The organism is Roseovarius conchicola, assembly GCF_041403425.1.
In the GTDB taxonomy this organism is placed as follows: domain Bacteria; phylum Pseudomonadota; class Alphaproteobacteria; order Rhodobacterales; family Rhodobacteraceae; genus Roseovarius; species Roseovarius conchicola.
In genome coordinates this window covers 176,375-198,938 of the sequence record NZ_JBGEHK010000005.1, presented here as the reverse complement: position 1 = coordinate 198,938, position 22,564 = coordinate 176,375, and the positions used below count along the sequence as shown (strand labels likewise).

Annotated in this window: 25 protein-coding genes; 17 read left to right on the top strand and 8 right to left on the bottom strand. The window is 60.3% G+C overall.

The window, feature by feature from the left end:
• Positions 1-24: 24 nt before the first annotated feature.
• Both V6N02_RS15420 and V6N02_RS15415 read right to left on the bottom strand, forming a co-directional pair.
• Positions 25-1,026: a type I glyceraldehyde-3-phosphate dehydrogenase gene (locus V6N02_RS15420; RefSeq protein ID WP_371226787.1), complete on the bottom strand. Its 1,002-nt coding sequence runs from the start codon at positions 1,024-1,026 to the stop codon at positions 25-27.
• 109 nt (positions 1,027-1,135) lie between these two features.
• Entirely contained in the window at positions 1,136-2,329 is a 1,194-nt protein-coding gene (locus V6N02_RS15415) for a class I SAM-dependent methyltransferase (protein WP_371226785.1), read from the bottom strand.
• 101 nt (positions 2,330-2,430) lie between these two features.
• On the opposite strand from V6N02_RS15415, the gene V6N02_RS15410 reads away from it, so the two are divergent.
• Positions 2,431-2,976, top strand: a complete 546-nt coding sequence (locus tag V6N02_RS15410; protein ID WP_371226783.1) for a flavodoxin family protein — start codon at positions 2,431-2,433, stop codon at positions 2,974-2,976.
• 31 nt (positions 2,977-3,007) lie between these two features.
• Here the strand turns inward: V6N02_RS15410 and V6N02_RS15405 are convergent, their stop codons facing one another.
• On the bottom strand, positions 3,008-4,570 hold the full coding sequence (locus V6N02_RS15405) for a bifunctional metallophosphatase/5'-nucleotidase (protein ID WP_371226781.1): 1,563 nt from the start codon (positions 4,568-4,570) through the stop codon (positions 3,008-3,010).
• Positions 4,571-4,678: 108 nt separating this feature from the next.
• Between V6N02_RS15405 and V6N02_RS15400 the strand changes: the two genes are divergently transcribed.
• The 4 genes from V6N02_RS15400 (at position 4,679) to V6N02_RS15385 (ending at position 8,089) form a co-directional block, all read left to right on the top strand.
• Positions 4,679-5,017: a DUF952 domain-containing protein gene (locus V6N02_RS15400; protein ID WP_371227157.1), complete on the top strand. Its 339-nt coding sequence runs from the start codon at positions 4,679-4,681 to the stop codon at positions 5,015-5,017.
• A complete protein-coding gene (locus V6N02_RS15395; protein WP_371226780.1) occupies positions 5,014-6,072 on the top strand; it encodes a quinone-dependent dihydroorotate dehydrogenase in 1,059 nt (352 codons plus the stop codon). The genes V6N02_RS15400 and V6N02_RS15395 overlap by 4 nt, the downstream gene beginning before the upstream one ends.
• Positions 6,069-6,410, top strand: a complete 342-nt coding sequence (arsC, locus tag V6N02_RS15390) for an arsenate reductase (glutaredoxin) (protein WP_371226778.1) — start codon at positions 6,069-6,071, stop codon at positions 6,408-6,410. The genes V6N02_RS15395 and arsC overlap by 4 nt, the downstream gene beginning before the upstream one ends.
• Before the next feature lie 83 nt (positions 6,411-6,493).
• Positions 6,494-8,089: an MFS transporter gene (locus V6N02_RS15385; RefSeq protein WP_371226776.1), complete on the top strand. Its 1,596-nt coding sequence runs from the start codon at positions 6,494-6,496 to the stop codon at positions 8,087-8,089.
• On the opposite strand, the gene V6N02_RS15380 is transcribed toward V6N02_RS15385, so the two are convergent.
• From V6N02_RS15380 to V6N02_RS15370, 3 genes are read right to left on the bottom strand one after another with little or no spacing between them, the layout of a single operon-like run.
• On the bottom strand, positions 8,086-9,411 hold the full coding sequence (locus tag V6N02_RS15380) for an MATE family efflux transporter (RefSeq protein ID WP_371226774.1): 1,326 nt from the start codon (positions 9,409-9,411) through the stop codon (positions 8,086-8,088). The genes V6N02_RS15385 and V6N02_RS15380 overlap by 4 nt on opposite strands.
• Positions 9,404-9,913, bottom strand: a complete 510-nt coding sequence (locus V6N02_RS15375) for a PaaI family thioesterase (RefSeq protein WP_371226772.1) — start codon at positions 9,911-9,913, stop codon at positions 9,404-9,406. Before V6N02_RS15375 ends, V6N02_RS15380 begins: the two co-directional genes overlap by 8 nt.
• Entirely contained in the window at positions 9,914-10,336 is a 423-nt protein-coding gene (locus V6N02_RS15370) for a PaaI family thioesterase (protein ID WP_371226770.1), read from the bottom strand.
• A gap of 118 nt (positions 10,337-10,454) precedes the next feature.
• Here V6N02_RS15370 and V6N02_RS15365 point away from each other — a divergent pair, with 118 nt between their 5' ends.
• From V6N02_RS15365 to V6N02_RS15310, 12 genes are all read left to right on the top strand, one after another.
• On the top strand, positions 10,455-10,823 hold the full coding sequence (locus V6N02_RS15365) for a MerR family transcriptional regulator (RefSeq protein WP_371226768.1): 369 nt from the start codon (positions 10,455-10,457) through the stop codon (positions 10,821-10,823).
• Entirely contained in the window at positions 10,810-11,292 is a 483-nt protein-coding gene (locus V6N02_RS15360) for a hypothetical protein (RefSeq protein ID WP_371226766.1), read from the top strand. Before V6N02_RS15365 ends, V6N02_RS15360 begins: the two co-directional genes overlap by 14 nt.
• 217 nt (positions 11,293-11,509) lie before the next feature.
• Positions 11,510-11,911: a MerR family transcriptional regulator gene (locus tag V6N02_RS15355; protein ID WP_371226764.1), complete on the top strand. Its 402-nt coding sequence runs from the start codon at positions 11,510-11,512 to the stop codon at positions 11,909-11,911.
• A gap of 36 nt (positions 11,912-11,947) precedes the next feature.
• The gene (locus V6N02_RS15350; protein WP_371226762.1) at positions 11,948-13,726 is read left to right on the top strand and encodes an acyl-CoA dehydrogenase C-terminal domain-containing protein; all 1,779 of its coding nucleotides are present in this window, start codon (positions 11,948-11,950) and stop codon (positions 13,724-13,726) included.
• A 41-nt stretch (positions 13,727-13,767) separates the two neighbouring features.
• Positions 13,768-13,980 (top strand): hypothetical protein, encoded by a 213-nt coding sequence (locus tag V6N02_RS15345; protein ID WP_371226760.1) that lies wholly within the window; start codon positions 13,768-13,770, stop codon positions 13,978-13,980.
• Positions 13,977-14,528, top strand: coding sequence for a hypothetical protein (locus V6N02_RS15340; RefSeq protein ID WP_371226758.1), 552 nt, complete (start codon positions 13,977-13,979; stop codon positions 14,526-14,528). Before V6N02_RS15345 ends, V6N02_RS15340 begins: the two co-directional genes overlap by 4 nt.
• A gap of 16 nt (positions 14,529-14,544) precedes the next feature.
• Positions 14,545-15,681 carry an acyl-CoA dehydrogenase family protein gene (locus tag V6N02_RS15335; RefSeq protein ID WP_371226756.1) on the top strand — a complete coding sequence of 379 codons (1,137 nt, stop codon included), beginning with the start codon at positions 14,545-14,547 and terminating at the stop codon, positions 15,679-15,681.
• Between the two features lie 268 nt (positions 15,682-15,949).
• Positions 15,950-16,588, top strand: a complete 639-nt coding sequence (locus V6N02_RS15330; RefSeq protein WP_371226754.1) for a glutathione S-transferase family protein — start codon at positions 15,950-15,952, stop codon at positions 16,586-16,588.
• Positions 16,589-16,601: 13 nt separating this feature from the next.
• Positions 16,602-17,813, top strand: coding sequence for an acetyl-CoA C-acetyltransferase (locus V6N02_RS15325; protein ID WP_371226752.1), 1,212 nt, complete (start codon positions 16,602-16,604; stop codon positions 17,811-17,813).
• Positions 17,814-18,101 carry a hypothetical protein gene (locus V6N02_RS15320; protein ID WP_371226750.1) on the top strand — a complete coding sequence of 96 codons (288 nt, stop codon included), beginning with the start codon at positions 17,814-17,816 and terminating at the stop codon, positions 18,099-18,101.
• A complete protein-coding gene (locus V6N02_RS15315) occupies positions 18,098-18,571 on the top strand; it encodes a cupin domain-containing protein (RefSeq protein ID WP_371226748.1) in 474 nt (157 codons plus the stop codon). The genes V6N02_RS15320 and V6N02_RS15315 overlap by 4 nt, the downstream gene beginning before the upstream one ends.
• Entirely contained in the window at positions 18,568-20,763 is a 2,196-nt protein-coding gene (locus tag V6N02_RS15310) for a 3-hydroxyacyl-CoA dehydrogenase NAD-binding domain-containing protein (protein ID WP_371226746.1), read from the top strand. The genes V6N02_RS15315 and V6N02_RS15310 overlap by 4 nt, the downstream gene beginning before the upstream one ends.
• Positions 20,764-20,919: 156 nt before the next feature.
• Here V6N02_RS15310 and V6N02_RS15305 read toward each other — a convergent pair whose 3' ends face one another.
• Positions 20,920-21,549 (bottom strand): Hint domain-containing protein, encoded by a 630-nt coding sequence (locus tag V6N02_RS15305; RefSeq protein WP_371226744.1) that lies wholly within the window; start codon positions 21,547-21,549, stop codon positions 20,920-20,922.
• Positions 21,550-21,877: 328 nt separating this feature from the next.
• Positions 21,878-22,525, bottom strand: a complete 648-nt coding sequence (locus tag V6N02_RS15300; RefSeq protein ID WP_371226742.1) for a sulfotransferase family 2 domain-containing protein — start codon at positions 22,523-22,525, stop codon at positions 21,878-21,880.
• Between the last annotated feature and the right edge of the window lie 39 nt (positions 22,526-22,564).

Sequence of the window (22,564 nt, the reverse complement as noted above, 5' to 3'; positions counted from 1 at the left end):
TGACCTGAGGAAGCGCGAGAGGTTTTAACCGGAACGTGCCGCCATCAGGCGTGCCATGTCCAGCATCCGGCAGGAAAAGCCCCATTCATTGTCATACCAGCCAAAGACACGCAGCAGCCCCCCGGTTGAGACAGAGGTCTCGGCCCCGTTCAGGATGATCGATTCCGGTCGCGCCCGCAGGTCGGACGATACCAATGGCTGTTCGGTATAGCCAAAGACGCCGCCTGGCTGCACGGCCGACTTCAGCAGATCGTTCACTGTGGCTGCCGTCACGCGCCGTCCTGTTTGCACCGTCAGGTCGATGCAGGAGACGCTTGCCGTGGGCACCCGGATCGCCCGTGCCTCGATCCGGCCCTTGAGATGGGGCAAGACCTTACCGGTCTGGTTCTGGGCGCTGGTTGTGGTTGGCACCATCGACAGGGCGGCCGCCCGGCTGCGTTCAGGGGCACCGCGCGGTTTGTCCACGGTGGGCTGACTGCCGGTGTAGCAATGTACGGTGGTCATCTGCCCGCTTAGCAGACCAAACGCATCATCCAGCAACCGCGCCAAAGGGGCCAACGCGTTGGTGGTGCAGGACGCATTCGAGACGATCCGGTGATCCCCCAGCGCCTGTTGGTTCGCGCCCAGGACCACGGTCACATCCGCCTCTGCCGAGGGGCCAGAGACCAGAACGGCCCCCGCACCGGCCTGCAAACCCCGTTCGGCAATCGCACGGCTGCCGCCCATGCCGGTGCATTCCAGAACGATATCCACGCCACTCAGATCAAGATCGCGCAGATCCGCAGCGGCGTGGAACGGGATGTGGCGGTCACCGACGACCAGCGCCGCAGGTTCGGCCCTGACGTCTTCGGGCCATGGGCCATAGACGCTGTCATATTGAAATAGGTAGGCGCAGGTTTCGGCTGGCTCGATCTCGTTGATCAGAACCAATTCGAAGCCCTGCATATCGCGCAGCAAGATGCGCAGCAGGGTGCGGCCAATGCGGCCAAAGCCGTTGATGGCAAGGCGGATGGGACAGTCAGGCATCGTAGAATCCGAGTTTTAAAAGGTCAGGCTTTCTGACACTCTGCGCCTCAAAATAGCAAGCCACCACCCTATGAAACAAAATTTGATCAAATTATGGGGTATCCCTGCCTCACCGCAGTATCGAAGAATAGAGCAAAACGCCCCAATCGGCCAAAGTCCGTTCAATCGGCCCCCAAAGCGCGCCCATGCGGATCGGGTCCGTGCGCGTGCCCTGCGCAATATCTGAAAGGCTGCGCCGCCCGTCAATTGCCGCCAACAGGGGGGCGGTGTCTTTGGGCAGGTCCAACCGCGCCTCTACCCCGGCGAAGCTGAGCTTGGGGGCCTGACCCTGGGCAATGGCCTGAGCGAGGGCACGTGGCTGGACGCCCTTGAGGTGGGGTATCAGAGTTCGGGTTTTGCCGCTGGCAGGTCCCTGCCCCGAATCCTTGGCAACAGCATATCCAACATGGACCTTGATCGTGCCGCGCAGTTTCTCGGCCAATGCCATCTGATGCAAAGGCGCCATGCCATCGGGCACCTCGGTGATCCGCGCCAGATCGTAAAGTGCGGGCATGGTAAATCCACTCAGCGCCCACCCGCTTTGATCCATTACCTCGATCAGCGATGGCACATCGAAGGCACGATCCTGTGAGTGCAGCAAGAGATCATAGAACCCCGCATCGCTTTCATGGTGATCACCCAGATTCGGGTTGCGCTTGAACGGGTGTCCGTCTGGCAAAGTCTTGAGCAATTCCTTGGCCTTGCTCAGCCGTGCCTTGGGTTCCAGCCCCTCGAACAGTGCGCCAAACGCCTCTTGCAGCGGGTAAACACCTGACCGGCCATAAGGCGCATAGACCATGAAACCCAAGCCGCCCCCCGGGGCCAACGCCGCGCGCAACGCGGCAAAGCCCTCGGCCGGGTCGGGCAGATGGTGCAGCACACCGCAGCAGTCGATATAGTCAAACAGGCCCAGATCGGGAGCCTCCAGCAGACTGCCCGTGACAAAGCGGATGTTGCCGAGATTGCGGGCTTTGGCCCGAGCCTCGGCCACGTTGCGCGAGGCGGTCGAGAGGTCAACATAAGTGATCTCATAGGGCTTGACCACTTGCGTCATCATCTGCGCAAGCTGGATCAGGCCATCACCCGTGCCGCCACCCGCCACGAGCACACGCAGGGGTTTGGACCAGTCCCGCTGTCCACCAAAGATGAAATGATCGATTTCCAGCGGGATCGAGGGCGATCCGATGATCAGGCGCTTGGCTTCGTCCTTCGGGTCCCGTTCGGGATAAGGGTAGGCCTCGTATTGGGTTCTCACGTCACTCATGGCGCGCACCATAGGCCGGGGTGCCGGGGTTTTGCAAAGCCGATCCTGCGGGTCACAAGAATTGCATTGCGCCGCCCTGCCCCACACGGCAGGGTCGCGCCATGACCCACCCTGTCGCAATTCCCTATTTCACCGGCTCCGGCCACACCCGCCGTCTGGCCGAAGCCGTCGCCGAGGGCGTTGGCAAAGCCCATTTGATGGATGTCGAGACCATGAGCGATGCAGACTGGCAGGCGCTGGATGACGCGCCTGCGATCCTGTTCGGCACGCCCACCTATATGGGATCTTCTGCTGCGCGGTTCGACCAGTTTCTGGAAGACGCCTCGGATCGCTGGGAGGATCAGCTGTGGGCCAACCGGCTGGCAGGCGGGTTTACCGTGGCAACCTACCCATCAGGGGACAAGCTGAGCACGCTGATGCGGCTGGCGATTTATGCCACACAGATGGGCATGCTCTGGATCGGGCCCAATGCTATTGGCGCGCCGGTTGATCCGGCCAATCCCGGCATCAACAAGGATGGCGCAAACCTTGGTCTGATGGCCACCTCCAGCCGGGACAAGACACAGTTGATCGACGCAGGCGATCTGGAAACCGCACGCCTGTTCGGTGCGCGGGTGGCCGCGGCCGCGGCCCGTTGGGGCACGTGAGCTAAGCCGGGTCAGGGCAAAATACCCACTGTCAGTCCGACACCACCGTGATCCGATCATCCAGCATCGCGGCAAAGGGTGTTGCCTGTGCCAGATACTCGGCCAGAACATCAGCCACATCAGGGCCGAAATCATAGGCGTCCTCGGCATCGCGGAACATCGCATACCCATCCCCGCCATTGCGGATATAGTTGTTGGAGACTACGCCATAGACCTTGTCGGCCTCTAAAGGCGCGCCAGCGATCGTCACATCACGTACCCGCGATCCCGGTTCTGCCGAGGAATCATAGCTAAAGCGCATGCCTGCCACCTGTGGGAAACGTCCAGCCTCGTTCTCGACATCGCTGACACCGTTTTCCAATGCCTCAAGCAACACCGCGCCGCTGACCCGGAAGGTGGACAGCGTGTTCTGGAAAGGCAGCACGGTCAGCACCTCGCCCATGGTGATCGGCCCCTCGTCAATACTGGCCCGCACACCGCCGCCGTTTTGCAGGGCCACGTCGATGCCCTGCCCCTCGACGCGCGCCAGCATCGCCTCGGCCACGGCAACCCCCATCGGGCACACGCGACTGCGGCAATTCGGTTTGGAACCGTCAATCGGCTCGGACGCCTCGGCGACCACCTTGTTGCGGATCTCGTCCAGCGGCACAGCGGCCTCGGCAATACGGGTCTTCACGGCCTCGTTTTCGGCCACGTCCGCCCCCATCAGCAGCGGTGCGCCAACGGCCTCGGTGATGTTGCCAGCATCGTCAAAGCTGACATTCAGTTCGCCCAGGAACTTGCCATAGGCATAGGCCTGCACGATGGCCGTTTGCCCCACCATAGTAGGGTACGGGCCAGCGGCGTCTTTATCACCCGAGCGCAGATAGGTGTTGGAATGCCCGCCCACGATCACGTCCACGCCGGTGGTCTTACGCGCGACCCACTGATCAATGTGATAACCCGAGTGGCTAAGCACGATGATTTTGTTGATACCCTGCGCCTCCAGCCGATCCACCTCGGCCTGCACGGCATCAACGGGATTGGTGAAGATAATGTTCGGTCCGGGGCTGGCCAGTTCATCGGTGTTCTGTGGGGTCAGGCCGATCAGGCCCAGTTTCTCACCGCCCCGCTCAATCACGGTGGATTTCTGCAAGACACCGGCCAGCAGTTTTTCACGCGACACATCGGCATTGGACATCAGGATCGGGAAGTCCAGCGCATCCATAAAGCCGCGCAACACTTCGGGCCCATCATCAAATTCATGATTGCCCACGGTCATCGCGTCATAACCCAGCCGGTTCATCATCTCGGCGGTCAGCTTGCCCTTGTAATAGGTGTAAAACAGCGTGCCCTGAAACTGATCACCGCCATCCACGAGGATCGAATTGTTGCTGCGCTGTCGGGCCTCGGCAATCGCGGTGGCCAGCCGGGCGGATCCACCAAAGCATTTGCCCTCGGCGTTGTCTTCGGCCCCGCAGGAACTGTCGTATTTATTGATCGGCTCGAACCGCGCATGGAAATCATTGGTGTGCAGAATGGTCAGCGTGTAATCCGCCGCCGCCAACGTGCCAACGCAGCCAAGCGCCAGACCCGCAATCATGTGTCTCAGCATGGCGTTATTCCTTTTGAAATGGCAACTGTATCCAGCTTTGCGCGTCTTGCCGCGCCTGTCAAAGCCTTCCCGCTTGACCCGCGCGCATCGGCAAGGCATCACCATGCCATGCTGATTTACAAGATTTTCCGTGGCCCGGAATGGGCCGAGCTGCAGGCCCAGGGAACCACATCGGGTGCACCGATTGACGTGGCCGATGGCTTCATTCACTTCTCCACCCCCGCACAGGTTGCCGAAACCGCCGCCAAGCATTTCGCCGGGGTCGAGGGGCTGATGCTGGCCGCGATCGAGGCGGATGATCTGGGCGAGGCCCTCAAATGGGAGAAATCGCGGGGCGGCGATCTGTTCCCGCATCTCTACCGCGACCTGAAACTGTCCGAGGTCCGCTGGGCCGAACGATTGCCGATTGTCGCCGGAGAGCACCAGTTTCCCCCGGGTCTGGCATGAGGGCGTGGGAGCGGCTGGGGCTGTCGCTCCTCCATCGGTTCGATCCTGAAACGGCCCACGGCCTTGCGTTGAAGGGGTTGCGCGTTGGTGCCGTGCCCCTGCCCGGCCTTGTCACCTCGCCGCGCTTGCGCACGGAAATTGCCGGTTTGCACCTGCCCAATCCCATCGGTCTGGCCGCCGGGTTTGACAAAAACGCCCAAGCCCTGTCGCCGCTGTCGCGCGCCGGGTTCGGGTTTCTTGAGGTCGGCGCAGTCACACCCCGCGCGCAACCGGGCAATCTACGTCCGCGCCTGTTTCGCCTGTCCGAAGACAAGGCCGTGATCAACCGGTTTGGTTTCAACAATCTGGGGATGGAGGCAGCTGCAGGACAGTTGGCCAACCGCCCACGCGACGCTGTGATCGGCCTCAACCTGGGTGCCAACAAGGACAGCACGGATCGCGCCGATGATTTTGCCCGCGTCTTGTCTCATTGCGGGCGGTTCCTGGATTTCGCGACGGTGAATGTGTCGTCCCCGAACACCGAGAAGCTGCGTGATCTGCAAGGTGCGGAGGCACTGTCAGCGTTGCTGGCCGGGGTGATGGAGGCGCGCAACTGGCTGCCCAATCCAATCCCGATCTTCCTCAAGATTGCCCCCGACCTGAGCGATGCGGAATTGTCCGAGATCGCAGATGTGGCGCAATCCGCAGGCCTGTCGGGCATCATCGCCACCAACACCACACTGGATCGTGACGCGCTGCGAAGCGCCCATAAGGGCGAGGCCGGGGGTCTGTCGGGCGCGCCGCTGTTTGAGAAATCGACCCGGGTGCTGGCCAAGCTGTCACATCTCACCAAGGGCGAGATACCTTTGATCGGCGTTGGAGGGATCAGCACAGCCCAAGACGCCTATACCAAGATCGGCGCCGGAGCGAGTGCCGTTCAGGTTTATTCTGCCCTTGTCTACAGTGGTTTGTCACTCATACCTGATATGGCGCATGAACTGGACACACTCCTTGAAAAAGACGGGTTTGCCTCGGTGGCAGAGGCCGTCGGAACCAGTAGAGAGGCTTGGTTATGATCACCATCTGGCACAACCCGCGTTGTTCGAAATCGCGTCAAACCCACGAGCTATTGATCCGGGAAGGGCACGACCCTGTCGAGCGGCGCTATCAGGACAATCCCCCCTCGGAAGCTGAATTGCGTGCGGCGCAAACCGCTCTGGGCCTGCCCGCCATCGCCATGATGCGAACCGGTGAGGCGGCTTTCAAAGAGATGGGCCTCAGCAAGACCGATGACGAGGCCACGCTGATTGCCGCCATGGCGAAGGAACCAAAACTGATCGAGCGCCCAATTGTGTTCAATGGCTCCAGGGCCATCATTGGCCGCCCGCCCGAGGCGGTTCTGGATATTCTCTAACCCTCACAAGCCTGTCAGGGCGGCTTGCCCCTTTCCCGGACCTTTCTATATGCAATCGAACGTCAAGCGTTAAAAGGGTCTGAATGCGCACAGCCTTATCCCCTGTCACCCGCTGGATCGACGCCGTGGTCTTTGATCTTGGCCGTCAGATGCGGTGGTCGTTCCTGCCGCCCCTGATGGTCTATTTCGCCTTCGGTTGTGCGACCGTGGCAACCATTGTCGGCACGTTTTTCGTGAAAGACTTTCTCGATTTCTCAGCCGCTTACCTTGCTGGTCTTGCCTTTTGGGCCGGGTTGCCCTGGGCGTTGAAAATGCCACTTGGGCACCTGGTCGACCTGATCTGGCGCTGGAAATCGGGGCTGATTTATGTAGGTGCGGGCCTGGTCGCGATCAGCATGGGCATCATGTACCTCGTGCTGACGCAAACCGCGATGATGGAGGCCGTTGCCCCGATCGGCACATGGTACATCATTTCCTCTATGCTCGCCCCCTGTGGGCTGGTTTTGCAGGACGCCGTCGCTGATGCCATGTCGATCGAGGCCGTCCCGGTGATCGGGGAAGACGGCAGCCCCATACCCGAAAGTGCGTCGAAAAACATGCACACAACCATGCAAACACTGGGCCGGTTTGCCCTGATCGCGGGGACGGTGGTGGTGGCGCTGGTCAATATCGTGATGTTTTCCGGTATCGAAGCGCTGTCCGAGGCCGAAAAGTCCGCAATCTACGCGCGCATCTATCTGATTGGCCTGATCATTCCGGTGATTTCGGTCTCAGGCGTGATCCTCGCCGCGTTGCAACGCCGTTTGGGACATCATTCAACCGAGCGTCTGCCCGATGCGCCACGCACCCAGATGAACCCGTGGTACTTCATCGGCGGGGGGGCGTTCGTGGCACTGACCCTGACCATTGGCCTGAACGACGTGCCTTTCGGACAGGAAATCATCTTTATCGGTTCGATGATCATCGTCGGCCTGCTGATGCGGCAGTTGATTGCCGTGTTGCCGCACACGCAAGCGCGGATGCTGCTGGGCACCGCGCTGATCATCTTTTTCTTCCGCGCGGTGCCGCGCCCCGGCGATGGGCTGACATGGTTCAATATCGACGTGCTGGGCTTTGATCAGCAGTTTTTGTCGGTGCTTTCGCTGCTGACTTCGGTGATGACGCTGGTGGGGCTGGTGGCGCTGCGCCCGGTGATTGCAAAATGGCCCATCGTGCGGGTGATTGCCCTGCTGACCATCGCCGCAGGCATTCTCAGCCTTCCCAATCTGGGCCTCTATTACGGGGTGCATCATTGGACCGCCGCCGTGACCGGCGGGATCGTCGATGCGCGTTTCATTGCCCTGCTGGACACGGCGGTGGAATCGCCGCTGGCGCAGATCGCGATGATCCCGATGCTAGCGTGGATCGCGCGCAGTGCACCGATTGAGTTGAAAGCCACGTTTTTTGCGGTGATGGCGTCCTTCACCAACCTCGCATTGTCGGCCTCAAGCCTGTCGACCCGGTATCTCAACGAGGTTTTCGTGGTCACCCGTGAAGTGCGCGAGGCCGGTGTGGTGACCATGGCCGCCGATTACAGTCAGCTTGGGTGGTTATTGCTCTCGGTCATCGGGGTCACGGTGATCGTGCCCCTGATGGTGATCTGGTTGGTGCAGCGCTCGCCCTTGCGCACGACGGACTAACCGGCGGAACGCTCAAGCGCGGGGTATTTCCACCCCAGCGTCAGCCCCCGCGCCACGTAGGATATCAGCAAAGCTACCCACAGCCCGTGGTTGCCGATCAGCGGGATCAGGGCCAGCACGGCCAGAACGTAGACGACCAGGGAAATCACCATCATATCGCGCATGTCCCGCGTTCGGGTTGCCCCGATAAAGATGCCGTCCAGCATCCATGCACCCAAGCCAAGGATCGGGGCCAGCGCCATGTAGATCAGGTACTGACGCGCCTCAACCTGCACCTCGGGGGCCTTGGCCATCAGGTCAATGATCCACCCCCCGCCAAACCAGAAGGCCGCTGCCATCACCAGCGTGATCGCAAGACCCCATTGGCTGGCCATGATCGCCGATTGGCGCAGACGGGCACGGGCACGTGCGCCCATGGCCTGCCCGACCAATGCCTCGGCCGCAAAGGCAAACCCATCCAGCGCATAGGCCGTGATGTGCAGGAATTGCAGCAACACCTGATTGGCGGCCAATGTCACATCGCCAAACCGCGCGCCGAGAAACAGGAAAGACACCACGATGCCTTCCAGCATCAGCGAGCGTTGCAGGATATGGCTGTTGACCAATCCCATTCGCCGCAGGGCCGGGCCGTCAAAAACCCGCGGCCAGTCCCGCGCGGCAGGTTTGCGCAGGGCATCGCGGCACAGCCACAGGCCCAGCGCCACCCCGCCCCATTCCGCGATGAAGGTGGCAAAGGCAACGCCCTCGACCCCCCAGCCAAGGCCCAGCACGAACCAGAAATTCAGCGCCACGTTGACCCCGTTCATCAGCAGTTGGATCAACAGGACCGCCCGTGTGCGTTCCAGCGCGATCAGCCAGCCGGTGATGCCAAAGACGGCAATCATCGCGGGCGCGCTCCAGATGCGGATGGTCATATAGTCGCGCGCCATGCTTTCGACCTCGGCGCTGGCGGGGGCCAGGGCAAAGGCACCGGCAAAGATCGGGATCTGTAGGGCAATCAAGACCACGCCCCCCGCGCCGGCAATCATCAGCGCGCGGGTCAGAAGGGCCGCGACCTCAGGCGCATCGCCTGCCCCATGCGCCTGACTGGTCAGACCAGTCGTACCCATGCGCAGGAAACCGAAAATCCAGTAGAGCGCGGTCAGGATCACGGAGCCGATGCCGACCGCCCCAATCGGCGCGGCCTCGCCCAATTGCCCGATAACGCCGGTATCCACTGCGCCCAGAATGGGCACCGTGACATTGGCCAGCACGATGGGCACCGCGATCTTCAGCACTCTTGGGTGGGTCACCGGCCCCGAAGAAGAAACCGCGTCAGCCATCCCGGCGGGGCATCAGGAAATGCCCGGTGGCTTGCGCGAAAGGACGCGCGCGATTGTCTTGCCATGCCTCGACATGCACGCTTGCATAGCGCCGCCCGGACCGCGCCACCTGCGCGCGCGCATAGGCATCACGCGGCAAGCCCGAACGCAGGTAATCCACGGTAAAGCCAATCGTCTTGGGCAGGCGCGGAAGCTTGCCTGCCTCCAGCGCCTCGGCCTCAAGCGCGCCGCTTTCGATATCCCCCCACAGCATCGACCAGCTGAGACCGATAATGGCCGTCATTTCCAGAAACGCGGCTGTCGCGCCGCCATGCAGCGCGGGCAGCACCGGATTGCCGATCAGTTTCTCGGCAAAGGGCATCACTGCGGTCAGTTCATCCCCGCGCCGGTCAAACTCCACGCCGAGGAACTGGATATAGGGCACGCCCTCGACCAACGCATTCAGCGCCGCGTCACGGCGTTGTTTCACCACTTGAACGGGTTCGGGACGGGGTCGCGCCATCTATTTGCCCTCCACAGTGAAAGTGCCGCTGGCAGTGGCGACGGGATGATCCTCGTCGTCATCCACTGCGCGGGCGCGCACGAAGGCGACCGAACGGGTGACATGATAGCATTCGGCAATCGCACGGATTTGCTGACCCGGAGTGGCAGGGCGCATATAGTCAATCCGCAGATCAATCGTGGCAGTGGCACCGGGATTGTCAGGGTGGCTCATCGCCGCCGCACCGCAGCAGGTGTCCATCAGGGCCGACACCGCCCCGCCATGGATCACGCGCGTCTCGGGATCGCCCACGAAACGCTCGTCATACGCCATTCCGAACGTCGCCGCCCCTGCCCCAACTTCCAGCACCTCCATGCCCAGCGCCTTGGCATGGGGCAGTTCGCCAAAAAACCGCCGGATCAATTCGATCTTTTTGTCACTCATCAGGCTGTCCTTGGCCATATCATTCACCCCTTTATGGGCCGCAAATGTGAGGCGCTGCAAGGCACCTGTTGCACGGGCGCGCGGATGCGCCTACGCTGTTGCCGAGGAGCGGGTTGCGATGCCTGACACACGCCTGTCATTCAAACAAATGTGCGAGAAGTTCGACGTGACCGCTCGCACCCTGCGCTATTACGAGTATATCGAGCTGTTGCAACCTGAGCGCGAAGGGCGCTCGCGCTTTTACGGACCGCGCGAACTGGCGCGGATGACGCTGATCCTGCGCGGGCGGCGTTGGGGTTTTGCCCTGGAAGATATCCGCCAGTGGCTGTTGATCTACGAAGAAGAAGGCACGCAGGCGCAACTGCGCAGCTGGGTCGAGCTTGCCGATCGACAGCTGGTGACACTGGAAGAGCAGAAGAAACAGCTGACCGACTCGATTGCCGAGTTGAAGGCGGTACGGGATGCCTCGGCCCGTGCGCTGGATTAGCACCGCTCTCTTCTTGCTGTCTGGACTGTTCGGCATGGCCCATGCCGATACGCCGCTGTCCCCACCCGCCGATTTTGTGCACGAGACTCCGGACGCCACCGTGCGCGGCAGTGTTGAACGCAACCGCACCACCATCACCCAGCACGGCGTGCCTCACAGCCCGACATGGGCCATTCCCGTCTGGGCAAGGTTCTACAGTCTCTCACCCACAGCGGATGCTATTCTCGTCCTTGCTCCCGGTGGCAACCTTCTGGACAGCCGCGACCCGGATCAGATCGTGATGACGGTCTGGTATCTTGAAGGGGATAAACCGCAATCGCGACCCTTCAGGCTGGCCGAGGTGATGAACCCTGCCGACATGCCCCGCACTGTCAGTCATTACGCCTGGCTGACCAGTTACGTGCAGGACGAAACCGGCTGGCGGCTAAGACTTGCCGATGGACGCAAAATCATCGTGACCTATCGCTGAGTCGCCGCCGAGGCCGTAAAACAAGGCACTTACGGGGAAAAATCGCCAATTCTTCCCGGTTCAAAAATTGCCCCCGACCCTGCCTGACCTTTGCTGATCTTACGTCAACTTCAAAGTGACGTGACGTCCTTCTTACGTCAACGTGATTTCCCGTTGTATTGAAAGGGTCACCCGCACAGGTACGCCTCATTGCTGACTGATGTGTATGAGGCCAAAGATGAGTGATGAAATGATGACAATCCGAGAAATGTGCGACGAATTCGACGTAACACCGCGCACGCTTCGTTTTTATGAATCCAAGGAACTGCTTTTCCCGACGCGGGTTGGGCAAAAGCGGCTGTTCACCCGGCGCGACCGTGCGCGGCTGAAACTGATCCTGCGCGGCAAGCGGTTTGGCTTCTCGCTGGAGGAAATCCGCCAACTTCTGGACCTCTATGATCGCGGGGATCAACAACAGACCCAAATTTCCAGCGCCTATAAAGTGGCCGAGCGTCGCCTGGCCGATATGGAGCGCCAGCGCGATGAATTGACCACCGCGATCAACGATCTGCGCGAACAGATGAGTTGGGGGCGCAAGATGCTGAAATCCTTCAACGCGCCGCGCACCGCCGCCGAGTAAACACCACCCAAAAGACGACCCAGGGAGACATTAACCATGCCCAGCTACACCGCCCCCACCAAGGATATGCATTTCATCCTGCATGACGTGCTGAAAGTGTCCGAGGCCGACACCCCCGGCTACAGCGATCTGGATGCCGATTTCACATCCGCGATCCTGGAAGAAGCAGGCAAACTGGCCACCGAGGTGCTGGCCCCACTGAATGTCGTGGGCGACACCGAGGGCTGTGTGCTGGAAAACGGTGTGGTGCGCACCCCGACCGGGTTCAAGGAGGCCTTTGAGCAGGTCAAAGAAGGCGGCTGGACAGGTATCGATCTGCCCGAGGAATATGGTGGGCAGAACATGCCCTACATCATGTACACTGCCGTGGGTGAAACCTCGTCCGCCGCGAACCAGGCCTTCACCATGTATCAGGGCCTGACCCATGGGGCAGCCTCGGCCATTCTTGTCCATGGCACCGAAGAGCAGAAAGCCACCTACCTGCCCAAGATGACCTCTTGCGAGTGGACCGGCACCATGAACCTGACCGAGCCGCATTGCGGCACCGATCTGGGCCTGATGCGCACCAAGGCCGAACCGCAGGACGATGGCAGCTATGCCGTGACCGGTCAGAAGATCTTTATCTCGGCAGGTGAGCATGACATGGCCGACAACATCATTCACCTGGTTCTGGCCAAGATCCCCGGCGGGCCCGAAGGTATTAAGGGTGTATCGCTGTTCATCGTGCCCAAATTCCTGGTGAACGAAGATGGTTCACTTGGCGCGCGCAATGGTGTGGCCTGTGGCAATATCGAACACAAGATGGGCATTCACGGCAACGCCACCTGCGTGATGAATTACGATGGCGCCAAGGGCTGGTTGCTGGGCGATATGCACAAAGGCATGCGCGCCATGTTCACCATGATGAACGAAGCCCGTATCGGTGTCGGCATGCAGGGTCTGGCCCAGGCCGAAGTCGCCTATCAGAACGCACTGGAATACGCCAAGGACCGCCTTCAGGGTCGCGCCGTCACCGGCGATGAAAACCCTGATGGGCCGGCTGACCCGCTGATCGTGCATCCCGATATCCGTCGCAGCCTGATGGATCAGAAAAGCTTTGTCGAAGGGGGCCGCGCCTTCCTGCTCTGGGGCAGCCAGATGATCGACCAATCCCACCGCGGGGGCGATGAGGCCGCCGAAGGGCTTGTCTCGCTGCTGACCCCGGTGATCAAAGGCTTCCTGACTGACGAGGGCTATGACATGACCGTTCAGGCCCAGCAGGTCTATGGCGGGCATGGGTATATCGAGGAATGGGGCATGTCACAATACACCCGCGATGCCCGGATCGCAATGATCTATGAAGGGGCGAATGGCGTTCAGGCACTGGATCTGGTGGGGCGCAAGCTGACGCAGGATGGCGGCAAGCACGTGATGGCCTTCTTTGACATGGTGAAGTCTTTCATCAAGGACAATGAGGGCAACGAGGCACTTAAGGCCGACTTCCTTGACCCGCTGAAGGCCGCGTCGAAAGACCTGCAGGCCGCGGGGATGTTCTTCATGCAAAACGGTATGAAAGATCCCAATGCCGCGCTGTCCGGGTCCTATGACTTCATGCATCTCTTCGGCCATGTCTGCCTTGGCCTGATGTGGGGCCACATGGCCAAGGCCGCGCAAGAGGCGCTGGACAAAGGCACCTCGGACCGCGCCTTCTATGAAACAAAGCTGATGACAGGGCGCTACTATATGGCGCGCCGTCTGCCGGCCACCAAGATGCACTTGGCGCGGATCGAAACCGGTGCGGAAACGGTGATGGGTCTGGAGGCTGATCAGTTTTGATGGAATGGTGGGCCACTGCCCCACCTTACAAAGGATAAAAGATGCCCAAACGCCTTCGCCTGACCCGCCGCTTCAATGCCGCCATGACCGAGGATGGCTATCGCCGTCTGCGCAAGTTCGCGGATGAAGCAGGGTTGGACGAGGGCGAGGCACTGTCCTTCGTGTTCGAAAACTTCGATTCCATCATGGATGAGGGCGCGTTCATGCAGCGCATCCGCCTGTTCAACTCCGAACTGGAGGCCCGCAAGAAATGAACCGCTTTGCTTTCCTGCTGGCCCTCGCGCCGATCGCGGCACCGGTTTATGCGGATGAGGGCGCCATTGCCTCAGGCCGCACGGTGATCGAAGCCGCTCTTGAGGCCTTCGAGGACGGCGAATACGCCAAGATGGAGCGTATGCGCCCGCCCAGCCAGCTGCGCGTGATGGTCGAGGCATCGGGTGTCGGCGAAGAGGAATACCTCGCCACCCGCGCTGCCAAGGTCGAGGCCTCGCTTGAGGTGGTCACCATCGAAAGCGTGCGCCTGTTGCCGGATAGCCTGAGCACTCTGCAAACCCCGACCGGGCGTACTTATGTTGCCGCTACGGTTGAGACCTACTGGCGCTTCGACGAAGATACCCTGACCCGCATCCTCGGGCCGATGATCGCCTTCGAGGATGAAGGCAACTGGTACTATACCCGCGTCGAAAAAGACGCCGACCTGACAGCGCTGCGCAAAGCCTACCCTGACTTTCTGGACGTCGAGTTCCCTGCCCAACAGATGGAAAACGTCCCGAACAACCAACTGCCCGAAGACTTGCAATAAACCGGAGAGAGCCCTCATGTCGTCCTGGATGACCGACGAGCATCACATGCTCACCGAAATGACCGCCGACTTCATCAACAATGAATGGCGTCCGCATTATGATCGCTGGCGTAAAGCGGGCATCATGGATCGCGAAACGTGGACGCAGGCTGGCGAGTTGGGCCTGCTCTGCCCGTCGATCCCCGAGGAATACGGTGGTGCCGGTGGCGATTTCGGGCATGAGGCCGTGATCTGCATCGAGCAGAGCCGCGCCAATATCGCCAGCTGGGGCAACCCGATCCACTCGCCCATCGTGGCACATTACATCCTCGCTTATGGCTCGGAAGAGCAGAAGAAACGCTGGTTGCCCAAAATGGTCTCAGGCGAAATGGTCGGCGCGCTTGCGATGACCGAACCGGGGGCTGGTTCGGACCTGCAGGGGATGAAGACCAAGGCCCTGCGAGATGGGAATTCCTATCGCCTGAATGGTCAGAAGACCTTCATCACCAATGGCCAACACGCCAACCTGATCATCGTGGCAGCCAAAACCGACCCCAAAGAAGGGGCCAAAGGCATCACGATGGTGGTGGTGGAAACCGACGGTGCCGAAGGGTTTTCCCGTGGGCGCAACCTTGAAAAAGTGGGCAACCACGCGGCAGATACCTCCGAGCTGTTCTTCGACAATGTCGAGATCCCACCCGAGAACATTCTTGGCGGCGAAGAGGGCCAGGGCTTTTACCAGATGATGGCGCAACTTCCGCAAGAGCGGCTGGTGATTGCCTGCGGCGCACAAGGCGCAATCGAGGGCGGCGTTCAGCGCACGATCGAGTATTGCAAAGAACGCGAGGCCTTCGGCTCACCGATCATGAGCTTCCAGAATACCAAGTTCAAACTGGCGGAATGCCAAACAAAAGCAAAGGTTTGCCGTGCGTTCCTCGACGAATGCATCAGCGAGCATCTGCGCGGTGAGCTGACTGTGGAAAAGGCGGCGATGGCGAAATACTTCATCACCGATGTGCAGGGCGAGGTGCTGGATGAATGCGTCCAGTTGCATGGCGGTTATGGGTACATGGCCGAGTATGATATCGCCGAAATGTGGACCGATGCCCGCGTGCAGCGCATCTATGGTGGCACCAACGAGATCATGAAAGAACTGATCTCGCGGGCGCTTTGATCATGCAATCGATGCGACATAGCCGATTGGCAGGATGCCTCCGGCGGGAGTATTTCGGGCAAGATGAAAGGGAGGCGCTCCACCCTGCCTTGCGCGCGGGCCGACTGGCATCAGGCGCGATGACAGGGCTTCACCTTGCACGCCCATCGGCTCTCCAGCCTGTGACGCAGGCCCAGGAAAACGCATTAACGTTAATCAAACGTGAACCGCTGCTCTCTTCATCTTGCTCAAAATACTCATATCTACACTGGCAATCGGGAGGTTCGGTATGACCATCAAACTCTACTGCATGGGAGAAAGCGGTAACGCCTACAAGGCCGCGCTGGCGCTGGAACTGTCGGGCCTTGAATGGGAGCCGGTCTACGTAGATTTCTTCGGCGGTGAGACCCGCACCCCGGAATTCCGCGCCAACGTGAACGAAATGGGCGAGGTGCCCACCCTGATCGACGGGGATTTCCGCACCTCGCAATCGGGGGCCATTCAAGCCTATGTGACCGAGAAATCGGGCAAATTCGGCGGCAAGGATCACGGCGAGAATTACGAGGCCTTCCGCTGGGTGCTGTGGGACAACCACAAACTGTCTTCCCAAGCCGGGATGACCCGTTTCCTGATGAATTTCCTGCCGGAAGACAAACGCCCGGCCGAGGTCATTACCTTCATGCAGGGCCGTCTCAGGGCCGCTTATCAGGTACTGAACGACCATCTTGAGGGGCGCGACTGGATCGTAGGCGACGCACTCACCAATGCCGACCTCAGTTGCTGTGGTTATCTTTTCTACCCTGAACCTTTCGGCTTTGACCGAAGCGAGTGGACACATATCAACCGCTGGCTGACCAACATCCAAGACACACCGGGCTGGAAACACCCCTATGACCTGATGCCGGGCAGCCCCGCTGACCGCGCCTGATAAGGAGATAACTATGACCGAAGCCTATATTTATGACGCCGTGCGCACGCCGCGTGGCAAGGGCCGCAAGGATGGCTCGCTGCACGAGGTCACCTCGGTGCGCCTGTCGTCTCAGGTGCTCAACGCGTTGAAAGACCGCAATGGTCTGGATGGCCATGCGGTTGAAGACGTGATCTGGGGCAATGTCACGCAAGTGATGGAGCAAGGTGGGTGTCTTGCGAGGACCGCGGTTCTGGCCTCTGACCTGGATGAGAGCATTCCGGGGCTGGCGATCAACCGGTTCTGCGCCTCCGGCATGGAAGCCGTGAACCTCGCGGCCAATCAGGTCAAGGGCGGCGCGGGCGAGGCTTACATCGCCGGTGGCGTGGAAATGATGGGCCGCGTGGCCATGGGCAGCGACGGGGCGGCGATTGCCGTGGACCCAAGTGTTGCGATGGAAACCTATTTCGTCCCGCAAGGCATCAGCGCAGACATCATCGCCACCGAATACGGCTTTTCGCGCGACGAGGCCGATCAACTGGCGATGGAATCCCAGCGCCGGGCAAAGGCCGCGTGGGATGACAATCGTTTTGAGAAATCCGTCATCACCGTCAAAGACCAGAACGGACTGACCATTCTGGATCATGACGAATACATGCGCCCCGGCACAGATATGCAGTCGCTTGGCGGTCTGAACCCCGCCTTCCAGCAAATGGGCGAGGTGATGCCGGGCTTTGATGCCATCGCCAAGATGAAGTACCCGCATCTGGAGCGGATCAACCACATTCACCACGCGGGCAACTCGTCCGGCATCGTGGATGGCTCGGCAGGTGTGCTGATTGGCAACAAGGAGTTTGGGGAGAAGTACGGGCTCAAGCCCCGCGCCCGCATCCGCCAGACTTGCAAGATCGGCACCGACCCCACGATCATGCTGACCGGCCCAGTGCCCGCGACCCAGAAAATCCTAGCCGATTCCGGTATGGAGATTGGCGATATTGATCTGTTTGAGGTCAACGAAGCCTTTGCCAGCGTCGTGCTGCGCTTCCAGCAGGCTTTTGATGTCGATCCCGAGCTGGTCAACGTCAATGGCGGCTCCATCGCCATGGGCCACCCGCTGGGCGCCACAGGCGCGATCATCATCGGCACCTTGTTGGACGAGTTGGAGCGGACCGACAAGGAAACCGGGCTGGCCACGCTGTGCATCGCATCCGGCATGGGTGCGGCCACCATCATAGAGCGCGTGTAAATGGCCTATACGCACCCCATCGGCGACGATCACCCCTTTCCAGAGGTGTACGCTTTGGCGCAGGCGCAGAACCTGCACATGCTGCAGATCGTGAACGTCTATGATGGGGCGCTGATCCGCCTTTACACCGAAAACCCGTATCTCTGCTTCAAACTGCAAGGCGATCCGGGCAGTGCGATGGACCGTCAACGTTTTGACTATAACAAGCACATCCGCATCGCCCTCGGTACGCCCGAGGAGATGCTGGCCGAGATCAAATCTCATATCGCGGAGCATGGCTTTTCATGAGCAAAATCGACCTTTCCAAAGTCCCGGTCAAAACCGGCTCGATCTATCCCGCGCCTTATGATGCCGAGATGGCGGGGCGTTCGTCGCTGCGTGTCGGCGACGCGGGCGGACTGACGCAGTTTGGCGCGAACATCGTCATCCTCGCCCCCGGCGCGAAATCCTCGCTGCGCCACTGGCACGAAAAGCAGGATGAGTTCGTGATGGTGACACAAGGCAGTTGCACCCTGATCGACGATGACGGCGAGACCGAGATGAGCGTTGGCGACTGCACCGCCTTCCCGGCGGGCCGCGCCAATGGGCACCATTTTGTCAACCAGACAGAGGCCGAGGCACGTTTCCTCGTGATCGGCACACGCACCGAAACCGAGACCGGCTGGTACAGCGATATCGACCTGAAAGTCACAATGAACGCGGACGGCGCAGCCTTTACCCGCAAAGACGGAACACCCCTGAAGGGAGAGAACACATGACTGATTTCACAATGGAAAAAGGCGCAGACGGCGTCGCGATCATCACCTGGGACACGGTCGGCAAGTCCATGAACGTAATGAGCATGGAGGCCTGGCCCCTGCTGGACAGCCTGATTGATGACGCGCTGGCCGATGACGCCGTGAAAGGCGTGATCCTGACCTCGGGCAAGGAAGGCAGCTTTGCGGGCGGTATGGACCTCAACGTCATTGCGAAGATGAAAGAGGCCGCAGGCGACAATCCGGCCAAGGGCCTGATGGATGGCCTGATGGCCACCCACGCCATCCTGCGCAAGATCGAACGCGGCGGGATGGATGACAAGAACAAGGGTGGCAAGCCCATCGCCTGCTGCCTGCCCGGCACGGCCCTTGGCATTGGCCTTGAAATCCCGCTGGCCTGCCACCGTATCTTTGCGGCGGACAACCCCAAGGCCAAAATCGGCCTGCCCGAGATCATGGTCGGGATCTTCCCCGGCATGGGCGGCACCACGCGGCTGGTGCGCAAGCTGGGCGCGATGGGGGCCTCTCCGCTGTTGCTGGAAGGCAAGCTGAACAACCCACAAAAGGCCAAGATGGCCGGTCTGGTGGATGAGGTTGTTCCGGCAGATGAGCTGATCGAGAAGGCTCGCGAGTGGGTTCTCTCCGAACCATCCATCGTCAAACCCTGGGACGAAAAGGGCTATAAAATGCCCGGCGGCGCGCCTTATCACCCAGCAGGCTTCATGACCTTCGTGGGGGCTTCGGCCATGGTCAACGGCAAGACGCAAGGCGCGTTCCCCGCCGCCAAGGCGCTGTTATCTGCTGTCTATGAGGGCGCGCTGGTGCCGTTTGATACCGCGCTGAAGATCGAAGCGCGCTGGTTCACCAATGTACTGATGAATCCCTCATCAAGCGCCATGATCCGCAGCCTGTTCATCAACAAGGAAGCGTTGGAAAAAGGTGCGAACCGCCCCGACGTGGCCGATCAGACCGTCAAAAAGGTCGGTGTAATGGGGGCTGGCATGATGGGCGCGGGCATCGCGCTGGTCTCGGCCATGGCAGGCATGGAGGTCGTCCTGATCGACCAGAAACAAGAGGCGGCTGACAAGGGCAAGGCCTATACCGCCGATTACATGGACAAGGGCATCAAGCGCAAAAAGGCGACCGAGGAGAAGAAAGAGGCGACGCTGGCGCGAATCAACGCGACAACGGATTACGCCGCTCTTGAGGGCTGCGACCTGATTATCGAGGCCGTGTTCGAAGACCCGGGCGTGAAGGCCGAAGTCACCAAGAACGTGCTCAAGCATGTCGGCCCCGATTGCATCTTTGCCACCAACACCTCGACCCTGCCGATTTCTGAGCTGGCCAAGGCGTCGGACAAACCCGAACAGTTCATCGGCATTCACTTCTTCTCACCCGTCGAGAAGATGATGCTGGTGGAGATCATCAAGGGCAAGGAAACCGGCCCCGTTGCGACCGCCAAGGCGCTGGATTACGTCCGCCAGATCCGCAAAACGCCGATCGTGGTCAATGATGCGCGGTTCTTCTACTGTAACCGCTGCATCATTCCCTACATCAACGAAGGCATCCGCATGGTGGCCGAGGGCGTCGCCCCTGCCCTGATCGACAATGCCGCACGTCAGCTGGGTTTCCCGGTTGGGCCGCTGCAACTGGTCGATGAAACCTCGATTGATCTGGGCGCCAAGATCGCCCGCGCCACGAAGGCGGCGATGGGCGATGCCTATCCCGATGGTGCCGTGGACGATGTGATCTTCTGGATGGAAGAAGAAGGCCGTCTGGGGCGCAAGTCCAACGCAGGCTTCTTTGACTATGACGAGAAGGGCAAGCGTTTGGGCTATTGGGACGGGATTGCCGCCAAGTACCCCACTACCGAAGAGCAACCGGACCTGCACGAGGTGCAGCATCGCCTGATGTTCGCCCAGGTGCTGGAAGCGGTGCGCGCGCTGGAAGAAGGCGTGCTGGAAGATATCCGCGAAGGCGATGTGGGCGCGATCCTGGCCTGGGGCTTTGCGCCATGGTCGGGCGGACCGTTCAGCTGGCTGGACATCATCGGCACGCCTTATGCGGCGGAGCGGTGTGACCAACTGACCGAGAAATTCGGCACCCGCTTTACTACCCCCGCCCTGCTGCGCGAGATGGCCGACAAGACCCAAAGCTTTTATGGCCGGTTTGACAGCCAGAAATCCGCAGCCTGACGCCCATCAAAAAGAAACAAAAACGCGCGGCCCGTACCGGGTCGCGCGTTTTGCGTATCGAGGCGTGTACAATGCCTCGTGGTTTGATCAGCGGGTCCGGTCAGGACGGGGGCATTGCCCTGATCCGGTGTCCCTCCCGCGTCACACTCAGAAATCTCAGGCCATCGCGTAATTCGGGGCCATTTGCGGTTCGGCCTGCCATACCAGGCTGGTGGCCGCTTCGCTTTCAATACACATAACCAGAACTTCGGCGTCCTGACGGTTCAACGCGTTGTAAGGCGAAGACGCATGATCCAGCAGATCGCCGGATGACGGGCAGTAAAACATCACGCCGGTTGCATCGAAAATCACCTGATCGCGGTCGAAATGCAGCACCACGGCCTCTTGACCGGAGGCGGGCGGTGTCGCTTCGATCCCGTTCACACCTTCCAGCGCATTGGCTTTGATCAACGAGAACGGATCGCCAAACAGGTCTTCCCCCGCATCGCTTTCGATCATCACGTATTGATTGGGCAGCAGGAGTTGTTCGTTCCGGTTTCCCAAGGCACCTCTGGGAACGCGCAGCGGCCACAGGTTGCGTGGGGCAGTGGCATCAACAGCCCAGATCGGTTTGCGGGTGATCCGTGTTACCGGTTGCAGCCCGGCATCAAAGGTCAGCACCAGATCGCCCACCGCCAGCGCCTCGACCGAACGCCAGCCCATGGCCGTGGCCACGCGGCTTCCGGATATCACACCGGACGACATGCCGATGGCGCCACCATCATAAGCGCCCGTCGTCTCGCTCATGCGTTTTAATCCCCTGACTTGTGCAGACATGCGTCCGAACATTTTATTCACCCCCCATGGTAAGCAACCGGCAGCTCGTTGGTTGCAATAAGGTTAACAAAACACGATTCGTTGGACCGCCCTTGGACGAGAAAACGGCACAATTCGGGCACTGTTGCCCTGATCAAGACAATCAACTGCCACACTTTCGTTTTGTTGCAAAAGCAGGTGGCAATGCCCCGCAATACCAACATCACAACCGCAAACTCTGACCGTAGTTTTGACAGGAATGGCCGGGCGAGAGCGTTTCGAGACAAGCCTGCGATACGGATTTCCCGGACTGTATCCCTCAGCCGAACCGGTAACCGAACCGCGCAATGTCCTCGGCGCAGATTTCACCAACGACCTCGGCCAGCGCGTCGTCATAATAGCCGCGATAATCCCGTCCACGTGCCGATGCGTTTTCATGCGGAAGGCTCAGGCGAAACCCCAGATGCGCCCAAAGCGGGGCGGCATCTTCGGCAAAATGTTCGAGCCGGATGTAATGCGTGGCCCGGTCCTGCCCCGTCGCATCGCGCAGGTAACTTGAGTACGGATGGGTGCGAAACGACTGACGCGTATGCGGGGATTGCACAAACTCGTCAAATGCCAGCCTTTGGGCCAAATGCACCGCCGGGTGATCAAATCCCTGATCGCGCAGCCAATGGTAATAGCTGACCATCCGGTCCCACGGGTTACGCACCAAACTAAAGATAAAGGCACTGCCCACAAATTCGGGGGTCACCAACTCGTCGATATCGGCCAGAGTAGAGTGTTTCCACAAGCGACCCTTGGCCTGTACGCCTTTCAACCGCCTCCGCCTGCGCAGCGCCTTGGGCGTGTCTCCGATCAGGATATCATCCGCCTTGGCGCGATCCTCCAATGCCAAAGCCAGCGAGGTGCCCCCGGTCTTGGGAATGTGCACGAAGATGTAATTGCGACCGGGGGAAATAATCATCGGAAAACGCTACGCCTGTGTGCCTGATTTCTCAACCGC

Excerpts from the sequence above, each read along its gene's own strand:
- V6N02_RS15420 (WP_371226787.1), bottom strand. The coding sequence starts at position 1,026 with ATGCCTGACTGTCCCATCCGCCTTGCCATCAACGGCTTTGGCCGCATT.
- V6N02_RS15415 (WP_371226785.1), bottom strand. The coding sequence starts at position 2,329 with ATGAGTGACGTGAGAACCCAATACGAGGCCTACCCTTATCCCGAACGG.
- V6N02_RS15410 (WP_371226783.1), top strand. The coding sequence starts at position 2,431 with ATGACCCACCCTGTCGCAATTCCCTATTTCACCGGCTCCGGCCACACC.
- V6N02_RS15405 (WP_371226781.1), bottom strand. The coding sequence starts at position 4,570 with ATGCTGAGACACATGATTGCGGGTCTGGCGCTTGGCTGCGTTGGCACG.
- V6N02_RS15400 (WP_371227157.1), top strand. The coding sequence starts at position 4,679 with ATGCTGATTTACAAGATTTTCCGTGGCCCGGAATGGGCCGAGCTGCAG.
- V6N02_RS15395 (WP_371226780.1), top strand. The coding sequence starts at position 5,014 with ATGAGGGCGTGGGAGCGGCTGGGGCTGTCGCTCCTCCATCGGTTCGAT.
- arsC (WP_371226778.1), top strand. The coding sequence starts at position 6,069 with ATGATCACCATCTGGCACAACCCGCGTTGTTCGAAATCGCGTCAAACC.
- V6N02_RS15385 (WP_371226776.1), top strand. The coding sequence starts at position 6,494 with ATGCGCACAGCCTTATCCCCTGTCACCCGCTGGATCGACGCCGTGGTC.
- V6N02_RS15380 (WP_371226774.1), bottom strand. The coding sequence starts at position 9,411 with ATGGCTGACGCGGTTTCTTCTTCGGGGCCGGTGACCCACCCAAGAGTG.
- V6N02_RS15375 (WP_371226772.1), bottom strand. The coding sequence starts at position 9,913 with ATGGCGCGACCCCGTCCCGAACCCGTTCAAGTGGTGAAACAACGCCGT.
- V6N02_RS15370 (WP_371226770.1), bottom strand. The coding sequence starts at position 10,336 with ATGAGTGACAAAAAGATCGAATTGATCCGGCGGTTTTTTGGCGAACTG.
- V6N02_RS15365 (WP_371226768.1), top strand. The coding sequence starts at position 10,455 with ATGCCTGACACACGCCTGTCATTCAAACAAATGTGCGAGAAGTTCGAC.
- V6N02_RS15355 (WP_371226764.1), top strand. The coding sequence starts at position 11,510 with ATGAGTGATGAAATGATGACAATCCGAGAAATGTGCGACGAATTCGAC.
- V6N02_RS15350 (WP_371226762.1), top strand. The coding sequence starts at position 11,948 with ATGCCCAGCTACACCGCCCCCACCAAGGATATGCATTTCATCCTGCAT.
- V6N02_RS15345 (WP_371226760.1), top strand. The coding sequence starts at position 13,768 with ATGCCCAAACGCCTTCGCCTGACCCGCCGCTTCAATGCCGCCATGACC.
- V6N02_RS15340 (WP_371226758.1), top strand. The coding sequence starts at position 13,977 with ATGAACCGCTTTGCTTTCCTGCTGGCCCTCGCGCCGATCGCGGCACCG.
- V6N02_RS15335 (WP_371226756.1), top strand. The coding sequence starts at position 14,545 with ATGTCGTCCTGGATGACCGACGAGCATCACATGCTCACCGAAATGACC.
- V6N02_RS15330 (WP_371226754.1), top strand. The coding sequence starts at position 15,950 with ATGACCATCAAACTCTACTGCATGGGAGAAAGCGGTAACGCCTACAAG.
- V6N02_RS15325 (WP_371226752.1), top strand. The coding sequence starts at position 16,602 with ATGACCGAAGCCTATATTTATGACGCCGTGCGCACGCCGCGTGGCAAG.
- V6N02_RS15320 (WP_371226750.1), top strand. The coding sequence starts at position 17,814 with ATGGCCTATACGCACCCCATCGGCGACGATCACCCCTTTCCAGAGGTG.
- V6N02_RS15315 (WP_371226748.1), top strand. The coding sequence starts at position 18,098 with ATGAGCAAAATCGACCTTTCCAAAGTCCCGGTCAAAACCGGCTCGATC.
- V6N02_RS15310 (WP_371226746.1), top strand. The coding sequence starts at position 18,568 with ATGACTGATTTCACAATGGAAAAAGGCGCAGACGGCGTCGCGATCATC.
- V6N02_RS15305 (WP_371226744.1), bottom strand. The coding sequence starts at position 21,549 with ATGAGCGAGACGACGGGCGCTTATGATGGTGGCGCCATCGGCATGTCG.
- V6N02_RS15300 (WP_371226742.1), bottom strand. The coding sequence starts at position 22,525 with ATGATTATTTCCCCCGGTCGCAATTACATCTTCGTGCACATTCCCAAG.